At 66.7% G+C, this 18,141-nt stretch carries 19 protein-coding genes; 2 read left to right on the top strand and 17 right to left on the bottom strand.

The features are described from left to right. Window positions 1-53: 53 nt before the first annotated feature. On the bottom strand, window positions 54-998 hold the full coding sequence (locus ACFXAE_RS11920) for a LysR substrate-binding domain-containing protein (RefSeq protein ID WP_384711858.1): 945 nt from the start codon (window positions 996-998) through the stop codon (window positions 54-56). Between the two features lie 133 nt (window positions 999-1,131). On the opposite strand from ACFXAE_RS11920, the gene ACFXAE_RS11915 reads away from it, so the two are divergent. Together ACFXAE_RS11915 and ACFXAE_RS11910 are read left to right on the top strand one after the other, a co-directional pair. Then, window positions 1,132-1,686, top strand: a complete 555-nt coding sequence (locus tag ACFXAE_RS11915) for a peroxiredoxin (protein WP_383350229.1) — start codon at window positions 1,132-1,134, stop codon at window positions 1,684-1,686. A gap of 6 nt (window positions 1,687-1,692) precedes the next feature. Next, window positions 1,693-2,226, top strand: coding sequence for an alkyl hydroperoxide reductase (locus ACFXAE_RS11910; RefSeq protein ID WP_384711854.1), 534 nt, complete (start codon window positions 1,693-1,695; stop codon window positions 2,224-2,226). A 335-nt stretch (window positions 2,227-2,561) separates the two neighbouring features. Here ACFXAE_RS11910 and ACFXAE_RS11905 read toward each other — a convergent pair whose 3' ends face one another. From ACFXAE_RS11905 to ACFXAE_RS11830, 16 genes are all read right to left on the bottom strand, one after another. Further along, window positions 2,562-3,953, bottom strand: a complete 1,392-nt coding sequence (locus tag ACFXAE_RS11905; RefSeq protein WP_384711851.1) for an AI-2E family transporter — start codon at window positions 3,951-3,953, stop codon at window positions 2,562-2,564. A 145-nt stretch (window positions 3,954-4,098) separates the two neighbouring features. Then, a complete protein-coding gene (locus ACFXAE_RS11900; protein WP_384711848.1) occupies window positions 4,099-4,824 on the bottom strand; it encodes a transglycosylase SLT domain-containing protein in 726 nt (241 codons plus the stop codon). A gap of 422 nt (window positions 4,825-5,246) precedes the next feature. Further along, window positions 5,247-6,572: a PhoH family protein gene (locus tag ACFXAE_RS11895; RefSeq protein ID WP_384711844.1), complete on the bottom strand. Its 1,326-nt coding sequence runs from the start codon at window positions 6,570-6,572 to the stop codon at window positions 5,247-5,249. A 305-nt stretch (window positions 6,573-6,877) separates the two neighbouring features. After that, window positions 6,878-7,651 carry an isoprenyl transferase gene (locus ACFXAE_RS11890; RefSeq protein WP_384711841.1) on the bottom strand — a complete coding sequence of 258 codons (774 nt, stop codon included), beginning with the start codon at window positions 7,649-7,651 and terminating at the stop codon, window positions 6,878-6,880. Window positions 7,652-8,536: 885 nt separating this feature from the next. Further along, on the bottom strand, window positions 8,537-9,346 hold the full coding sequence (locus tag ACFXAE_RS11885; RefSeq protein WP_384711838.1) for a methyltransferase domain-containing protein: 810 nt from the start codon (window positions 9,344-9,346) through the stop codon (window positions 8,537-8,539). Between the two features lie 52 nt (window positions 9,347-9,398). Then, on the bottom strand, window positions 9,399-10,274 hold the full coding sequence (locus tag ACFXAE_RS11880; RefSeq protein ID WP_384711835.1) for an LLM class flavin-dependent oxidoreductase: 876 nt from the start codon (window positions 10,272-10,274) through the stop codon (window positions 9,399-9,401). Between the two features lie 74 nt (window positions 10,275-10,348). After that, entirely contained in the window at window positions 10,349-11,014 is a 666-nt protein-coding gene (locus ACFXAE_RS11875; RefSeq protein WP_384711832.1) for a hypothetical protein, read from the bottom strand. Continuing rightward, window positions 11,011-11,667, bottom strand: coding sequence for a hypothetical protein (locus ACFXAE_RS11870; protein WP_384711829.1), 657 nt, complete (start codon window positions 11,665-11,667; stop codon window positions 11,011-11,013). The genes ACFXAE_RS11875 and ACFXAE_RS11870 overlap by 4 nt, the downstream gene beginning before the upstream one ends. Continuing rightward, entirely contained in the window at window positions 11,660-11,893 is a 234-nt protein-coding gene (locus ACFXAE_RS11865; RefSeq protein WP_384711826.1) for a hypothetical protein, read from the bottom strand. The genes ACFXAE_RS11870 and ACFXAE_RS11865 overlap by 8 nt, the downstream gene beginning before the upstream one ends. A gap of 344 nt (window positions 11,894-12,237) precedes the next feature. Beyond that, window positions 12,238-13,521 (bottom strand): putative T7SS-secreted protein, encoded by a 1,284-nt coding sequence (locus tag ACFXAE_RS11860; protein WP_384711823.1) that lies wholly within the window; start codon window positions 13,519-13,521, stop codon window positions 12,238-12,240. 55 nt (window positions 13,522-13,576) lie between these two features. Continuing rightward, a complete protein-coding gene (locus ACFXAE_RS11855; RefSeq protein ID WP_384711820.1) occupies window positions 13,577-13,876 on the bottom strand; it encodes a hypothetical protein in 300 nt (99 codons plus the stop codon). A gap of 136 nt (window positions 13,877-14,012) precedes the next feature. Continuing rightward, on the bottom strand, window positions 14,013-14,672 hold the full coding sequence (locus tag ACFXAE_RS11850) for a hypothetical protein (protein ID WP_384711817.1): 660 nt from the start codon (window positions 14,670-14,672) through the stop codon (window positions 14,013-14,015). 300 nt (window positions 14,673-14,972) lie between these two features. Then, window positions 14,973-15,632, bottom strand: a complete 660-nt coding sequence (locus ACFXAE_RS11845; RefSeq protein WP_384711814.1) for a hypothetical protein — start codon at window positions 15,630-15,632, stop codon at window positions 14,973-14,975. A gap of 38 nt (window positions 15,633-15,670) precedes the next feature. After that, the gene (locus tag ACFXAE_RS11840) at window positions 15,671-16,333 is read right to left on the bottom strand and encodes a hypothetical protein (RefSeq protein ID WP_384711811.1); all 663 of its coding nucleotides are present in this window, start codon (window positions 16,331-16,333) and stop codon (window positions 15,671-15,673) included. Window positions 16,334-16,363: 30 nt separating this feature from the next. Beyond that, window positions 16,364-17,392 carry a hypothetical protein gene (locus ACFXAE_RS11835; protein ID WP_384711808.1) on the bottom strand — a complete coding sequence of 343 codons (1,029 nt, stop codon included), beginning with the start codon at window positions 17,390-17,392 and terminating at the stop codon, window positions 16,364-16,366. Further along, a complete protein-coding gene (locus tag ACFXAE_RS11830; RefSeq protein WP_384711805.1) occupies window positions 17,380-18,039 on the bottom strand; it encodes a hypothetical protein in 660 nt (219 codons plus the stop codon). The genes ACFXAE_RS11835 and ACFXAE_RS11830 overlap by 13 nt, the downstream gene beginning before the upstream one ends. Window positions 18,040-18,141: the final 102 nt, after the last annotated feature.

Raw genomic sequence — 18,141 nt, 5'->3', positions numbered from 1 at the left:
ACGGGCCGTAGTAGGGGCACGACCCATGGGGGCACGACCCATGTAGGGCGCGCTCAGCTCCCCACTATCCGTACCGGAAGGTCCCGCATCGCCGTTCGCAGGGCCGCCGCCAGTTCCTTGTGCTCCGCCGCCCTCGCCGTGCCCGTGCGCATGGCGAGGGCGATGCGGCGGCTGGGGGCCGGGGCGGTGAAGCAGGCGGTGAGCAGCCGGTTGGAGCGGGCGGTCTCGACCTGGACGGCGGTGCGCGGCAGCAGGGTCACCCCGAGGCCGCCCGCGACCAGCTGGACGAGTGTGGCCAGTCCGGCCGCCGTCGTCGTGGCCGGGACGTCGGCCCGCCCGGCCTCCCGGCAGATGTCCAGGGCCTGGTCGCGCAGGCAGTGGCCCTCGTCGAGCAGCAGCAGGTTCAGCTCGCGCAACACCGCGCGGGGGATGCCCTCCCGGCCGCCGAGCCGGTGACCGAGCGGGGTGACCAGCACGAAGTCCTCGTCGAAGAGGGGGATTTCGGTCACTCCGGGAACGCCGAGGGGCACGGCGAGCAGCAGCAGGTCGAGCCGGCCGCCGGCCAGTCCGTCCAGCAGGCTCGCGGTCTGCTCCTCGTGCACCTGGAGGTCGAGGAGCGGATAGCGGCCGCGGACCAGCCGCAGGATCGTCGGCAGCAGATAGGGCGCGACGGTCGGGATGACGCCGAGCCGCAACACCCCGGTGAACGGCGCCCGCAGCGCGTCCGCCTCCTCCATCAGCGCGCCGACTTCGCCGAGTACGGCCTTGGCACGGACGGCGAGCCGCTCACCGGCCGGCGAGAGCAGTACCTTGCGCGTCGTACGCTCCACCAGGGTGACACCGAGTGTCTCCTCCAGCGCCGACACGGCGCCCGACAGCGCCGGCTGGCTCATCCCGATCGCCGAGGCGGCGTCCCGGAAGTGCAGATGCTCGGCCACCGCGGCGAACGCGCGGAGCTGCGCGAAGCTGGGCTGCCTACGCCTCTTGCCCACGGTCACTGATAAGTACCTCCGATCAACACGACCGAGTGTATCTATTTCACTAATCAATACACGGTGTGCCAACATCAACAAGGTCCAACCCATGGGAAATGCCCGCGATCCGGGTATTTCTTCGCTGCAAGGAGAGCCTGTGCTCACTGTCGGTGACAAGTTCCCCGAGTTCGAACTGACCGCCTGCGTCTCGCTGGAGAAGGGCAAGGAGTTCGAGACGATCGACCACAAGACCTACGAGGGCAAGTGGAAGATCGTGTTCGCGTGGCCCAAGGACTTCACCTTCGTGTGCCCGACCGAGATCGCCGCCTTCGGCAAGCTGAACGACGAGTTCGCCGACCGTGACGCCCAGGTCCTCGGCTTCTCCGGCGACTCCGAGTTCGTCCACCACGCCTGGCGCAAGGACCACGACGACCTGCGCGACCTGCCGTTCCCGATGATGGCGGACTCCAAGCACGAGCTGATGCGCGACCTCGGCATCGAGGGCGAGGACGGCTTCGCCAAGCGCGCCGTGTTCATCGTGGACCAGAACAACGAGATCCAGTTCTCCATGGTGACCGCCGGCTCCGTCGGCCGTAACCCCAAGGAGGTCCTGCGGGTCCTCGACGCCCTGCAGACCGACGAGCTCTGCCCGTGCAACTGGTCCAAGGGCGACGAGACCCTGGACCCGGTCGCGCTGCTGTCGGGGGAGTGACCTGACATGTCGCTCGACTCCCTGAAGTCCCGTATACCGGACTACGCCAAGGACCTGAAGCTCAACCTGGGCTCGGTCATCGGCAACTCCGACCTGTCGGCCCAGCAGCTGTGGGGCACGGTGCTGTCGACGGCGATCGCCTCACGCTCGGCGATCGTGCTGCGCGAGCTGGAGCCGGAGGCGAAGGCGAACCTGTCGCCGGAGGCGTACACGGCCGCCAAGGCCGCCGCCGCGGTGATGGCGATGAACAACGTCTTCTACCGCACCCGTCACCTGCTGTCGGACCACGAGTACGGCAACCTGCGCGCCGGTCTGCGGATGAACGTCATCGGCAACCCGGGCGTCGACAAGGTCGACTTCGAGTTCTGGTCCTTCGCGGTCTCCGCGATCAACGGCTGCGGCATGTGCCTCGACTCCCACGAGCAGGTGCTGCGCAAGGCCGGCGTGGAGCGTGAGGTCATCCAGGAGGCCTTCAAGATCGCCGCGGTGGTCCAGGCGGTCGCCGCCACGCTGGACGCGGAGGCGGTCCTCGCGGAGTAATACGGAGTAGTTCCGCCCCGCCACGCGCATCGGGCCCGCCCACCCCAACCGGTGGACGGGCCCGACACGTACACCCCGCACCCGCACCCCACGGCTCCGCACTCCGCGGGCAGTCGTGCCTCCCCCAGTGCCTGAAGGGCCTGGGAGGTGCCCCAGGGCGGCACGGGTGGGCGGTGGGGTACCCCCTCCGGGGCACCCCGCAAGCACCGGGCCGCGCGAACACCCCCGTCCCGCCCCCACACCGCTCACCGGCACTCGCCGGGTGCCTCCCGGGCCCTTGACGGCACGGGGAAAAGCGCGACTGTCCACAGAGCCGCACGGCGGGGCTGCCCCGCCTACTCCTCGTCGGCGCCCCCCGGCCGCTTCTCGCTCCCCGGCGCCGGAGGCCGACCCACCGGCGCCGCCGGCAGCGGGGCACCCGGCTCGGACATCGCCGTGGCACCACGCGGCCGGGGGGCCTGGATCGCGGCCGTCTCATGGGAGTACGCGCGCAGATAGCCGACGACGGTGTTGGTGACCGCGACCAGCGGCACGGCCACCACCGCCCCGCCGATGCCGGCCACCATGCCGCCCGAGGCGACCGCCAGTACCACTGCGAGCGGATGGACCCGGACCGCGCGGCCCAGGATGAACGGCTGGAGGATGTGTCCCTCGATCTGCTGCACCGCCAGCACCACCACCAGCACCATGACGCCCGTGAACACGCCCTGCGTGACGAGCCCGACGACCACCGCGAGCGCCCCCGACACCACCGCACCCACCAGCGGGATGAACGAGAACAGGAAAATGAACACGGCGAGCGGCACCGCCATCGGCACATCGAGGAAGTAGATGCCGAGGCCGATGAAGATCGCGTCGATCAGAGCCACTATCACCGTGCCGCGCACATACGCCGTCAGCGTCCGCCACGCCGCCGGACCCGCCCCGGCGACACCCGGACGGGCCGCCGCCGGAACAAGCTTCAGCGACCACTCCCAGATCCGCTTGCCGTCGTAGAGCAGGAACAGCGTCGAGAAGACCGCCAGCAGGATGCCGGTGAGCGCCTCGACCACGACGGTCACGCCCTCCAGGCCCGCCGAGGTGATCTGCTCGGTGTTGGCGCCGACCGCTTCCCGCAGGTTCTTGGCGATCTCGTTGATCTGCTTGTCGGTGACGTGGAAGGGGCTGTTCAGCAACCAGTTGCGCAGCTCATCGATGCCGTCCTGGATCTGGTCGGAGAGGTGGTCGATGTTCTCCATGACCTGCCAGGTCACGAACCAGCCGATGAGGCCGATGACGACGAACCCGAACAACGCCGTCAGCGCGGTGGCCGGCCCGCGCGGCACGCCGAGCCGCCTCATCCGCGCCACCGTCGGCTGCAGCAGCGCGGTGATCAGCAGTGAGGCCACGAACGCCAGCACCACCAGCTGTACGGCGCTGATGATCCGCATGAGCACCCAGACCGTGCCGGCCAGCACCAGCAGCCGCCAGCCGGCCTCGGCCGCGACCCGTACCCCCCAGGGCACGGCCTGCGCCGGGTCGGGGCGCGCCGGGACGACGGTGGCCCTGTACTCGATCGGCGGCTCGGGGCCGGAGCCCGGGCTCTCCACCCGTTCGGGTTCGGGCCCAGGGTCGTCGGCGTCCGGCCGGCGGTCCCGCTCCACCTCGGCGCGGCGCTCCTCCAACCGCTTGCTGACCTTGGTCAGTCCGGCTCCGACCCGGCCGAGCCATCCTGGCACTCGCGACATGATCCGTCCTCTTCCCCCGTTTCTCCCCACCACTCACCCCTGGAGTCGTCGGTCAGACCGTACATGGCGACAGCCCCGCACCGTAGGACGGTGCGGGGCTGTGCCGTGGTTGAGCGGGGCCGGAACCGAAGGGCTCCCGGTCCTTCTAGTACCAGTTGTTGGCCTGCCAGAAGTCCCAGGCGCCGCAGGGGCTGCCGTAGCGGTCGTTCATGTAGCCCAGGCCCCACTTGATCTGCGTGGCCGGGTTCGTCGCCCAGTCGGCGCCGGCGGAGGACATCTTGGAACCGGGGAGCGCCTGCACCAGGCCGTAGGCGTCGGAGGTGGGGTTGTCGGCCTGGTAGTTCCAGCTGGACTCGTGGTCCACGATGTTGCTGAAGCACTGGAACTGGTCCGCCGGCACGAGCTGCCGGGCCATCGCCTGCACTTCGGCGATCGTGTAGGACGACTGGACCGCGAAGCTGGACGCGTCGCGGACCGCGGAACGGCTGGCGGCGGCCTTGGCCTCCGCGCGCTCCTTGGCCTCCTGCTTCGCCTGCTCCGCCTTCTCGGCCGCTTCCTTCTTCTTCGCGACCGCGGTCTCGGCGGCGGCCTTGCGGGCGGCCTCCTCGGCGTCCTTCTTGGCGCTCGCGTCCGCGGCGATGGCCATCGTCTCGGCCTGCTGCGTCAGGGACGCGGTCTGCACCTGGGCCTGCTGCCCCGCGGGAATGTCCGCGAGCAGCGTGGTGCCGCTTGCCGTCGCTTCGGCGTCGTTGTTCTGCGCGACGCTGCCCGAGGCAACACCGACGACGCTTCCGACAGCGGTGACCGCCGTGGCCGAGGCCACTGCGAATCCCCGGACCGACATCCGGCTCACACGGTTTCCTTCCAGCATCGCCCGCTTCGGTGACCCTCGCGGACGCAATCGTGCCCCTGGCACTGGCCTCCCCAACTACAGGTCACGGAAGGCGCGGGCCCGGTGGGCAACTCCTGCGAAGGAGCGCCGCGTAGTGCTCGGGCGGCATACGACGACGCTATGGAGTTGAAACTGCGGTGCCGTACCTCCCCCACTGCCTCAACGGCGTGGGCGGTACCTCCAGGGATACAGATGTGTCGTATGCGGGGCCTGACAGGAGTGAGACTCTGCCGTAATCCGACGGCGCAAGGCAATTCTCCGTCGCGTGTGAAAGCTCACATCCCGTTTGCCCCCGGGGAATCCCGGAAATCCGCACACACGCCGACGCCGCCCGGCTAGGCTCTACGCCTTTCCGGACGGCGCCAACTACCGCGTAACCGGCCCTTGTTGGAACGCGCGGGTCAGATCTGCCCGTCTTCGAGCATTTCGGTCACAAGCGCGGCGATCTGGGACCTCTCGGACCGCGTCAGGGTGACGTGTGCGAACAGCGGATGCCCCTTCAGCTTCTCGACGACGGCGACCACACCGTCGTACCGACCGACCCTCAGATTGTCCCGCTGGGCGACATCATGGGTCAGGACGACCCGCGAATTGGCCCCGATACGGGACAGAACGGTCAGCAGGACGTTCCGTTCCAGCGACTGCGCCTCGTCGACGATCACGAACGCGTCGTGCAGCGAGCGGCCCCGGATGTGGGTGAGCGGCAGGACCTCCAGCATGCCGCGCGCGGTGATCTCCTCGATGACCTCCCGGCTGGTGACCGCCGACAGCGTGTCGAACACCGCCTGCGCCCAGGGGCTCATCTTCTCCGCCTCGGAACCCGGCAGATAGCCGAGCTCCTGCCCGCCCACCGCGTACAGCGGGCGGAAGACCATCACCTTCTGGTGCTGACGGCGCTCCAGCACCGCCTCCAGACCGGCGCACAGGGCCAGCGCCGACTTGCCGGTGCCGGCCCGGCCGCCCATGGACACGATCCCGACGTCCGGGTCGAGCAGCAGGTCGAGCGCGATCCGCTGCTCGGCACTGCGGCCCTTGATGCCGAACGCCTCCCGGTCGCCGCGCACCAGACGGACGTTGCCCTCGGCGGTGACCCGCCCCAGCGCCTTGCCGCGCTCGGACTGGACGGTCAGCCCGGTGTGCACGGGCAGGTCCGAGGCCTCGGGCACGTACACGTGCCCCTCCTCGAAGAGGACGTCCACCTGCTCGCCCGGCAGGGTCAGTTCGGACATTCCGGTCCAGCCGGAGGAGTCCGTGATGGCGAGCTCCGCGCGGTACTCCTCGGCGAGGAGACCGACGGAGGACGCCTTGATCCTGAGCGGGAGGTCCTTCGACACGACCGTGACGTCGAACCCCTCGGCCTGCAGGTTGCGGGCGACCGCGAGGATGCGGGAGTCGTTGTCCCCCAGGCGGTAGCCACTGGGCAGCACGCTGGGGTCCGAGTGGTTGAGCTCGACCCGCACGGTCCCGCCGAGGTCCCCGGTCGGGATGGGGGCGTCGAGGCGGCCGTACCGCACCCGGTAGTCGTCCAGCAGACGCAGCGCCTGCCGGGCGAAATAGCCGAGTTCGGGATGGTTCCGCTTGGCCTCCAGTTCGGTCACCACGACGATGGGGAGCACGACCTCGTGCTCGTCGAAGCGGCTCAGGGCGCCTGGATCGGCCAGCAGGACACTGGTGTCGAGAACATAGGTGCGCCGGTCGGGCTTGTGGCGCTTTACGCTGGTCACCACGGAAGGACGTACCCCCTCGGATGAGGTCGGGGAGCGACGGGGCGGAGCTGGACCGGTCGACGGCCCTCATGCACAGCGGGCCGAGAACCGGCCCTCCGCCGCTTCGTCCGTGTCGTGACCACACGGTCGGGCTGGTGCAAAGGGCCTCCCGGGCGGACGGCGTCTGTGCCGCCCGCTGAGATCCGACACCCGTGGTTCGGGTGTCGACCTGTCTGGGTTATGCCCTCGAACGAGCGCCGCCATGCCATGGCATATGACGGCGTGCCGGTGAACTCCGTGTGACGTGCGGTGTCCGCGCGGGATGTTCAGCCGCCGTAGCGCCGGTGGCGGGCGGCGTAGTCGCGCATCGCACGCAGGAAGTCGACCTTGCGGAAGGCCGGCCAGAACACGTCGCAGAAGTAGTACTCCGAATGCGCGGTCTGCCAGAGCATGAATCCGGACAGCCGCTGCTCACCGCTGGTGCGGATGACGAGGTCCGGGTCGGGCTGGGCGCGGGTGTAGAGGTGACGCCCGATCATGTCGATGTCGACGGCCTCGGCGAGCTCGTCCATCGACGTGCCCTGCTCGTGGGCGTCCAGCAGCATGGACCGCACCGCGTCGGCGATCTCCTGGCGACCGCCGTATCCGATGGCGACGTTGACCACTATCCCGTCGACGTCCGCAGTGACCTGCTCGGCCTCCTTCAGGGTGGTCTGCATCCCGGAGGGCAGCAGGTCGCGCGTGCCGACGTGGTGCACCCGCCAGCGTCCGTCGGCGGCGAGGTCGCGCACCACGTCCTCGATGATGCCGAGGAGCGGGACGAGTTCCTCCTTCGGCCGGTCGAAGTTGTCCGTCGACAGCAGCCAGAGGGTGACGACCTCGACGTCCGTCTCGCTGCACCAGCCGAGGAACTCCCCGATCTTGTCCGCGCCGGCCCGGTGGCCGTGGACGGTGCTGGAACCCGCGGCCTTCGCCCAGCGGCGGTTGCCGTCCATGATGACGCCGATGTGCTTGGGCACCTGAGCGGTGTCCAGGTGACCTTCCACCCGGCGTGCGTACAGCCTGACCAGCAGGCCCCGCAGCTTGTCGCGCAGGTTCACGTGATCGTCAGCCCCTCCGTGCGGATCGGACAGGCGCGGCACTCCCGCCGCGTCGGGCGGCAAGCGGCCCGGTCTCGGCCGCGGGCGACCCCTGTCCGTATGGCGGTCCCCGAAGGCGAAGCGTACCCCTGCCGGGGCGGGGGTCCCCAAAGTCCGGGGTGTCCGGGGTGGCCGCGCCGGCCGGCCGCACGGCGGCGGCGCGCGGTTCGCCGCTTGCCCTTGCGCGGGCACCGCGTGCGCCCCTGTACGGGCACCGCGTGCGCCCCTGTACGGGCACCACATGCGTCCCTGTACGGGCACCACATGCGTCCCTGTACGGGCACCGCATGCGCGCCCCCCCTGTACGGGCACCACATGCGTCCCCGTACGGGTCCCGCATGCGGTTTGCCCGCCGCCCCGGACCCTCGCCCTGCCGGGCGCTCGCCCCGGGCCAAGAAAAAACGGGCCGGTCCGTGGGGGGGAGACGGACCGGCCCGAGGGGGGGTTTCCACCATAACCCTTCGTAAGTGATGCTGCGTACATCGGCGCGCCACAACTACTCTCCGAAACCGTCCGGCAACGCGCAGACGGTCCCGGAAGGCGCTTTCCAGGGCTTCAAGATGGCCGAAACCCAGCGAAATCGCGTGAAAATCGATCGGCGAGGGGACTTTGTGCCGAATGTGACACCATCCGGCAACAGGGTGACCACACTTTCGGCCATCCCTCCGACGGGCGACCCGGGCGCGGACACCGGATTGACCGAGGAGGCCGACTCGGGCACCGCGCGGCCCCCTCCGCTGCGCGGTACCGCCACCCCGCGCAGCTTTGCCGGCGCGCATCACCTTGGTCCGAACCTATGCGATCCCCTGCTTCGCGGACCAGCCGCCCCCATGACGATGCGGGAACTCACGAGTACGAGACGCGGCCTGCTCCGCCCTTGCGGGCATGGAAGAGATGCCGGGTGCTGTGGGCCACGAAGACCCCCTCGGTCCCGATCCGCTCGTGCAGGGCGCGCAACTGCGGCAGATACGCCTCGACGGTGAACCCCGGAACCATCCAGATCACCTTCCGCAGGAAATGCACGACGGCGGCGATGTCGTGGAACTCGACGCGCAGCCGTTCGGCCCGCAGATCGACGATCTCCAGCCCGGCGGCCTCGGCCGCGCGCCGCTCACGGTCCGGATGCCGCGCGTTGCGCTGCTCGTCCGGCTGCGCCCCGAGGAAGTACTCGACGAGCTCGTAGACGCTGCTGGGCCCGACATGCTGGGCGAAGTAGACGCCACCGTCCTCGAGGACCCGCGCGATCTCCTCCCACGGGGCCTCGACGGGATGCCGGCTGACGACGAGGCCGAAGGCCCCGTCCGCGAAGGGCAGCGGCGCGTCCTCGGGCGAGGCCACGACGGCGACACCGCGCGACCGGAGCAGGGCGGTGGCCTTGGCGACGTTGGGCGGCCAGCCCTCGGTGGCGACGGCGAGCCGGGGCGCCCGAGGAGCATGGGCGAGAGCGAAGTCCAGCACCTCCCCTCCCCCGGTCTGGACGTCGAGCACGGCGTCGGCCCGGCCCAGCCACCCGGCCATCGCCCTGGCATACCCCCACGAGGGCCGGTTCTCACTGGCCCGCCCCTCGAACCAGGAGAAGTCCCACCCCTCGGTGGGCACGGAGGCGCCTTCCGCGATCAGCTCTTCGAAGGTACGGCGGCTTGCCCTGTCCGTCATATACCGATCATGCGCAGATCATGCACCGAGGAACCACCACCTGCCCTCTGGCTTACGGCACCAACGGCCGCACCTCCTCCGCCACGAACCGCACGAAGCCCTCCGGGTCCGGCTCGTCACTGGTCGGCTGAAGGATCACCGAGTCGGCCCCGGCCTCGGCGAGCCGCTGTACGGCCTTGGCGACGGCCCCCGCGTCCCCGGCGACCCCGACTTCCGCTTCCCCGTCGACCCCCTCGGCGACCAGATCGGCCCGCACCCGCTCACCGGCACCGACTCCCGTGGCGGCGAGCAGATAAACGACAACCTTGTGCGGCTCGTGGACACGCCCCGCCGCGGCCCGCCCCTCCTCGATGAGCCGGCGCGCCTGCCGCACCCCCTCGGGCGAGGTGTCGGCGGTGAGGATGGTTCCGTCGGCGGCCTCACCGGTGAGCCGCACGGTACGGGGCCCGGTGGCACCGGCGAGCACCTCCACCGGCCCCTGCGGCGGCCAGTCGAGAGCGACGTCGTCAAGCCTGACGTACCGCCCCTCGGTGGTGACCCGCTCCCCTCCCAGCAGGGCCCGCAGCGCGACGAGATGTTCCCGCAACAGGGTGAGCGGCGACTCGGCCCGCGCCCCGACCTGCCCCATCCAGTCCTGCACCCCGTGCCCGACGCCGAGGATCGCGCGCCCCGGGAACATCCGGTGGAGACTGGCGGCCTCCATGGCCGTCATGGCGACGTTCCGCAACGGCACGGGCAGCAACCCGACCCCGACCCGCACCCGCTCGGTCCACGCCAGCGCGGCAGCGGCGGTCGAGATCCCACCCTCCCGAAAACAGTCCTCCCACAACCAGAGCTCCTCGAGCCCGACCTCATCGGCAAGCTCGGCAACGGCACGGAGACGTTCGGGGGCGAGCTGGGGGCGGAAGACTGCACCTAGTGTGGTCATGGGTGGGTCCTACCCACCGGCGCCCACTCGATCAAACGCAGGGCTCCGGAAGATACTCGACGCTGCCGGGCCGACTACGGCTGTTCAAGGGACGCCGGCAAGCTTTCGCCCTCCGGTTCCAGGTCCCAGATCCGAATCAGCATCACGCGTGTCAGCTGCTCGATGTCCTTGGCGGCCCGCACGACCTGGGCAATGTCATCCGTAGCGGTCCACAGGACCGTGTCCGCGCCGACGGCATCATTGCGCAAGGCGTACCTCAGTCCGGCCAGTACATCCGGGGCGTCGCCCTGACGCACGTACCGGAGCGCGCGCAAGCCCTCTCCAAGGTCCTGAGTTCCGTACCTCTCGACGACCGGGTGCTCGACCGCCTCCGGGTCATCGGCACAGACCAGAGCACGCAGCCTCGCCTCGCGTTCTCCCTCCGCCGGATGCACAGCAACGAAGACGGGCAAAGGCATGGTCGCCGGCGAGGCGACGTGCAGCAGAACGCGCGTGTCGAATCGCTCCGGTGAGAAGGCGTCCGCGTACCGCCGCAAAGTGGACGCGAGCAATGGAATGCCCGACTGCCCCGGATCCTGAGCGTGCGACTGCCACAACAGTGCAGCGGATTCACTCGCCCATGAGTCGATCTCCTGCCACGACTCCTCGTCCCACCGGGGCGGAATCTCAAGCCACAAGCTCGGGTCGTAGTCGATAACAAGGTCGAACTCGTGGTCCAGATCCACCCAGTTCTCTGTCATGCCCAACTCCAGCGAAAAGTCGCCATCAATGCATCGAACCACTCGACGAGCGCCTCAGCAAGGTCGTCCCGTGGGTCTCCGCCACCGATCGTGGAGAAGGCAGCCATGAACCAGAGTCCTGGCTCGCCGGGCACGGAGACCAGGTAGTCCACCCTTCGGCTGTCCATCTCGGCTCCACGACCAGGGTCGGCAGCCATGACCTGATCCCGCCGTACTGCGAGAGCGCCATCGACCTCCCCACTGCTCAAATCCACGCCGGTGCCAGGCGTTTTGGACAGCAAGCGTGCAGCGACCTCAACCGGGTCGGTGACCACTACGTCAGGACCGTCGGCCGCAGACCGTGAAGGCAGCCGAGCCTCCGAGACAACGATCGACGCTCCGAGATTCCTCTCGCCCGCCAGCCGCACAGGAAGGTAGATCTCCAGGGCATTGGTCCTGTGAGCATCGGCTACCACTGCCCGGAGTCTGCGTTCGACCTCGAGCCGGAGTGGTGTCAGCTTGTCGCGCGGTACGTCACCAGGTGCCCGTGCGAACACTTCGGCGGCGACTGCTCGCTCGATCTCTGCTGTTGTGCCTTGCCGCAGCGGAATCTGTAGCCAGTCCGAAGGTAGAAGCAAACGATAGCCAGCGGGGACGGAAGCGACCTCAGCCATGGTTTTCATTCTGTTTGTTTGTGTATCGGATACCAATGAATACCGAGAAGCTGAAGAGCACTGCGGGCCAAAGCTGCCAGCGCCCATCGAGCAAAGCAAAGGGAAGGGCGTAAACGAGGTAGAAGCCACTGAAGAACTTCAGATGTGTCTCCAGTTGGAAAACACTTCGCCGTCTTTCCGCATCCCGGTAGCGGAGGAGAACCAGCAGAGGGGTGAGAGCGGCCACGTCCCACTCCCAGGTGGGCAACGGAAGAAGTGGCTCTCCCCGGATCCTTTGCGTGGCCATGGACAGGCCGATCCGTGCGAACGTCAGCATGCAGACGGCCAGAAGGGCGTATCGGTATCGGTCACCAAGGGCATCCACAGCCTCATCGGCTCCGGAGGAGTGGTCCTGTGGCGTGCTCGGGACCGCCTCATGTCTGTAAGTCGCGTCCTGAGCGGCCCGGGCGGAACGGATCGCCCGGGCGGAAAGACGTGACATCTGCTGACCAGGCGCTCTGACGCGCGCTTGACGCATCGCGCGCGGTCGACGCTGCGGTGCCGCATCTGATTCGTCTGTCACCGTTGCCCTCACCACTGCGATCCGACAGGCGCGGAGATCCGCGCCTTCGTGCGATCGTATGCGTCGGAGGTCCACGGCAGGGAGCTCGCCAGTTTGTCGCCGGCGTCCAGGCCACTCCCCACAATCCATGACCCCTGATAAGAACTGAGGTGCTTACTCGCCGCGTCCGCGCTCTTGTTCAGCGCCTCACTGCCGGGGAATTGATCGCGCCAGAGACGGATGTCCTTCACCTGCTTGATGATCGCCTTGTCACCGAAAACGCTGGCGGACTCACGCAAGATCGCTTGAGGCAGTTCCGCCTGCCTGACATGGCGAGCAGCACTCTTGGCTTTCTGAAAATCCGCAGCCCTGTGGAGGCGGCCGACTCTGCCACCGGCGCGTCGTGCCCCCGCACTCACCCGCTGCGCCTCTTGCTTGGCCTTCTTCTTGGCGAGACCCTCCGCAACTTCGCGAGCACCACTCTGCAATCCCTTGATTGCCTTGGCCGCTTTAATTCCGTTACGCGCCATCTTGAGTGCACCGATATCCATCACGACGTCGAACCACGAACCGTTTCCGGTAAGCGCCTGAACCAGGTGGATCGCGGCGACAGCACCAGTCAACGCCAGGGCCAGGACGCCGACAGCCGGAAAGAAGATAGCAAGGATGGAGAACCCCGTTGCGACCCAGCTCAACGCCTCCGCCAGTCCGTCCAGCCAGTCGGCGTCGCCAACCCAAGCCTTGACGTCATTCCACCAACTGTCTTCCATGTCATCGTCGATCGACTTGGCGATCTCACGAGCACATTCACCAGCATGTTCCTTATAGAAGGAAACTGCCGAGTTCAGCCTTGTGTGAGCGTCCTCCAGGTCTTGCTTCGCCTGCTTGACCACAGGATCGTCATCCTCTGAACCGGAATCTCCCTCCTTCGATCCGCCTTTCTTTCCCTTGCCCTCGATTTTACGACTCTCCAGAACCCTCTGAGCCTCCTTCGCGTCCTGTAACGCGCGATCTGCCTTTTTCTGGGCTTCCTCCATGCCCTCCGCCCAACCGCTGAGGTGCCCTTTCACCTCCCTGTAGCGGTCCTCGACCAGATCAAGCCTTTTGGACAGCCCTCGCGCCTTCTCGCCGATCTCGTCCGCGTACTTACCCTTGAGTCCATCACTGTCGGCAATCGCCTGCATAGCTGCAGCCTGGTCGCGGAGCTTTTTTGCGATCTTCTTCATGTGCTTCACCTCGCCCCGAATCCCATTCGGATCACCCGGAACCGGATCCACTTCAGCGAGCGGTGCCCAATCAGTCGGCCTTGCCATGGATTCCCCTCCGCGAGAGGCTGTCGGCATCATCGGTCAGTACGCACTCAAAGGTTTACCTTTTCTTACCATTAGCCGCTTGGGCCAAATCTTCATCGAGGCCCTGGAAGGCGTCCCGTGTCTCCTCGACCATCTTCCCCACTTCCTCGATCTCCTTGACAAGGCGTTTACGGTTCCGGTCCCAATTGTCCACGAAATCGCCTACGGCCTTCTGGACGCGCGCGTCACCGACCACTACCTTGACGTCCTCCTGCCACTCGTCCAAGCCATCGAACTCCTTACGGATTTCATCAAGCTGCTTCGCGCTACTGGTCAGCAGGTCAAAGTCGACCGTCAGGTCGGATTTCTTGGACACTCTTGTTCCTCTCAGTAGTCACCGGTTGACGGCTTGGATCGCGTCGGTGATAGACATGCGCAGCGGGAGGATCAGGCGGCAGCAGAAAAAATCAGAACTGTGATCCCCAAGGCAACCAGCAGGTTTTTGTTGCGCATTACGGCTGACACTTGCTGCTCCCTCTCTGAGATGTCAGGCGCTCGGTGACCCACACATCGCTCTTGTTCTTGCGCAGGGTGCCTGCATAGATGACGTAGGAATCCTTCGTCACCGGCGTGATGTCCGTCTTGCCGGTCTTCAGGAACTTGTTGAACGCCTTGCCCTGGTCCTCGCAATACACCAGAGCAGCGGTTCCGTCATCATTGATAGTCACGCTTTCGTTGTAGTAGCGGGTCAAACCCGTCGTGCGCGCCTTGTGATCGATGAATTCTTGGATGTACTTCTGGCTTTCCGCGGCAGCCGTGCCCTCGGAATAGAAGCGGTAGGCCCCATGCAACGGATCCTGTTCGGCAATGGCCATGTCCACAGCCCTGATCCGCTGCTCGGCGTCGTTGAGCACTGCGTCCTTCGCCGAGTCGCCTGTCTTCTTCCACTGGAACTCGTACGCGACGTCGGACGGCAGCTCGATCGTCGGGCGGTCTGCCGAGGCGGAGGCCGAGTTGCTCGGGGACGTCGACTTCTCTCCACCCGTGTCCGCGCCCGTAATCTTGTCGCTGTCCTCGGCGGTGCTGTCCTCATCACTTCCGCAAGCGGACAGCGGCAGGGCCGTGGTAGCGGTCAGCGCGAGCGCTGCGAGCAGGGTGGAACGGCGGTTCACAGTCGGCTCCCGGTGGGGCGAGGCTTGGTTTGAGTGAACCCACGCTATCCAGCGCTGTAAGGCCACACCAGGGTGAAACTTGTCAACCCCGGGGTAACTGAAAACAAATCAGTTGCCCCGAACTCGCTGCCTGAGAGGTCACCGCCCGCGCCACTGGTGCCGGTCCAGTGGATCTCTACCGAAACCGTCCCTGGAGCGGGAGCGTCCCTCATCCGAGAGGCTCAGGCACTTCACCCGCTCGGAGGCGTCTCGTCCGCCTTGACCTTCTCGTACGGCTCACCGATACAGCCGTCGTTGACTCTACGGCTGACACGTCTCGCTTCCTCTGTTCGAAACGACATCGGTGGTACGCCAAATTCCGTCGGTCATCAGGGTCAGACTCGTGTTGTACAGCACGTACGCGTTAGCCGTGGCCGGCGATCTGTCGACCTTCTTCGTCTGCTTGTTCTTGATGTAGGACCTGCTCTCGTCGGAGCAGTAGGTGACGTAGGCTTTCTTGGCTCCAGAGAGCGTCACCTTGTAGTTGAAGTACCGGGTCTTCCCGACCCACGTCTCGCCATCGTCGATGTACTTCCGCACGTAAGTGATGTACGCGCTCAAAGCTTTGTCCGTATTGTAGAAGCCGAGCGCCTTGGTGTCCGTGCTGCCCTGAAGGATCGCCTCATCGACGGAGTTGACACTCAGCGTGCTGTCCGCGAGGGCTGCGTCCTTCGCCGTGTTGCCTGTCTTCTCGTACTCGAAGACGCTCTTCGCGCCGGAAGGGAAGGTGATCTTCGGACGTCCGTTGGCCTCCGAAGCGCTGGGGCTCGGGGAGGCCGACTTCTCACCGTCCGTGTCAGCGCCCGCGACCTTGTCGCTGTTCTTGGCGGCGCTGTTTTCGTCGCTTCCGCAGGCGGACAGCGTCAACGCCGCGGCGGCGGTCAGCGCGAACGCTGCGAGCAGGGTGGAGCGGCGGTTCACAGTCGGCTCCCGGTAGGGCGAGGCTTGGCTTCAGCGCACTACGGCTGGCACGCCTTGTTCCCTCGGTTTGACGAGATGTCGGTGGTCTGCCAGACGCCGTCGGCGTTCTTCGCGAGCTTGGTGTTGTAAAGGACGTAAGAGTTCGCTGTTGCCGGCGTGTTCTCGACCTTTCCGGTCACCTTGTCCTTGATGAACGCCTTGCTCTCATCTGAGCAGTAGGTGACGTATGCCTCGTCGTCCCCGGACAGGCGAACCTTGTAACGGAAGTACCGAGTCTCGCCGACCCACGTGTCCTTGTTGTTGATGTACCGGAGCGCATATGTGATCGAGGCGCTCAGGGCCGACTCGGTGTTGTAGAAGCCGAGTGCCTTGGTGTCCGTGCTGCCCTCGAAGATCGCCTCATCGACGGAGTTGACACTCAGCGTGCTGTCCGCGAGGGCCGCGTCCTTCGCTGCGTTGCCTGTCTTCTCATACTCGAAGACGTTCTTCGCGCCGGAAGGGAAGGTGATCTTCGGGCGTCCGTCGGCCTCCGACGGACTGGGACTCGGTGAGGCCGACTTCTCTGCGGCTTCACCAGTTCCGGCAACTTCGTCGCTGTCCTTGGCTGCGGTGCTGTCGTCGTCGCTTCCGCAGGCGGACAGCGTCAAGGTCGCGGTGGCGGTCAGCGCGAGCGCTGCGAGCAGGGTGAGGCGGCGGTGCACAGTCGGCTCCTGGTAGGACGAAGCTTGGGGTCAGCGGTTGATGGCCTGGATTTCCTGGACCACGACGTCCTGCGTCGCTCCGAACTCGCCGTTGGGGAGGTCGCCGCCCGCGCCGCCGGTGCCGGTCCAATGGATCTCCCATGTGACTGTCGCCTGGAGCGGGAACGTGTCGTCACCCGAGGAGCGCAGGTACTTCACCCCGCAGGGAGGCGTCTCGTCCGCCTTGCCCTTTGCGTACGGCTCGCCGATACGGCCGTCGTTGATTTCGCAGACGCCCGAGGACGGGTAGGTCTCCGCGTCCGGCGTGCCCGCCTTGATTTCCAGTGAGACCGGCTCCGCCGTGGCCGTCGCCTGGAGGCCGATTGCCGGGACGGACGCAGTGACCGAGACCGGCTTGAACTCCGCGCCGTCCAGCCACGCCCACGTCGGGAGGTTCACCTTGGTCGCCTCCGCGGGGGCCAGCGTCACCTCCGTACCCGGGACGCGGATCTCCGCGTAGGCGAGTTCGGCGAGGATTTCAGGGGTGATGGCGTTCTCGATGTTCGCGGGCGGCGCGTCGCCCGTGTCCACCCAGAAGTAGTCCTCGTCGCAGGAGTCCCAGCCCGGCGGGTAGCTCTTGTCGACGTACGAGCCCCACCAGTAGCCTTCGCCGGTCTTGTCCTTGTTGAAGCCCTTCTTCTCGTCATCGGCGTTGTACTTCTCCCGCTGCTTGGCGTCCCACTCGTAGCCCGTCGAGCCGGCTTCCCAGATCGGTTCCAGGTACTTCTGCAGCTGCTCGGGGGTGTACTTGGGGGCGTACCAGCAGGGGGGCGGGCTCCACGACGTGGACGACGTCAACGCTCCCGCGGAGTCGCCGCTGCCGTTCTTCGAACGGTCGAAAACGACGCCGCCGACGGTGACGGAGACGGTTCCATCGTCGCCGGTCTTGGCGCTCTGCTCTCCACCCAGGGTTTCGTCGCCCAACTTGTCATCCGCATGAGCAATGCCAGGCAAAGCCAAAAGGGACACGATCAGGCCGAAAGTGGCGAGTCTCCAAAAAGAACGTGTCACGGCTGGCACTTGGCACTCCCACTCTGCGAGACGATCTTCTGAATCATCCATACGCCGTCGCTGTTCTTCTTCAGCGATGTGTGATAGATCACGTAACTCTTGGCGGTGACCTCAGTCTTCTTGACCTTGTTGCTCTCCAGGTATTTCACATACGCCTTGCCCTGGTCCTCGCAGTAACTGAAGGACGCAGTGCCGTCTTTACCAACGGCCACTTCAGGAGCGTAGAAGCGGTAGGATCCCGTAAGGCCAGCCTTATGGTCCACATAATTCTGGATGAACTGTTCCGTCCGGGCCGCCGCCTCGCCCTCGTAGTAGTAGAGGTACGCCTTGTCCAGTGCGTCCTGGTTGACGATCGCCAGGTCAACAGCCTTGATGGACTGCTCGCCGTCCGCCAGGACCGCGTCCTTCTCCTCGTCGCCCGTCTTCGGCCAGTCGAAGGCGTAGGAGAGGTCGGACGGCAGCTCGATCTTCGGGCGGTCTGCCGAGGCGGAGGCCGACCCGCTTGGTGAGGGGGACTTCTTGTCCCCGGTGTCTGCGCCCGCGATCTTGTCGTTGTCCTTGGGCTTGGTGTCGTCGTCGCTTCCGCATGCGGACAGCGTCAGGGCCGCGGTGGCGGTCAGCGCGAGCGCTGCGAGCAGGGTGGGGCGGCGGTTCACAGTCGGCTCCCGGTGGGGCGAGGCTTGGCTTCAGCGAAGCCAAAGCTATCGGGTGCGCAAGTCGAGGCACCAGAGTGGATGGGGTCAACTTGCGGGCTCCAG

The organism is Streptomyces sp. NPDC059454 (assembly GCF_042749965.1).
Taxonomy (GTDB): domain Bacteria; phylum Actinomycetota; class Actinomycetes; order Streptomycetales; family Streptomycetaceae; genus Streptomyces.
The sequence above is the reverse complement of the archived record's forward strand: the minus strand, read 5'-3'. Positions and strand labels throughout refer to the sequence as shown.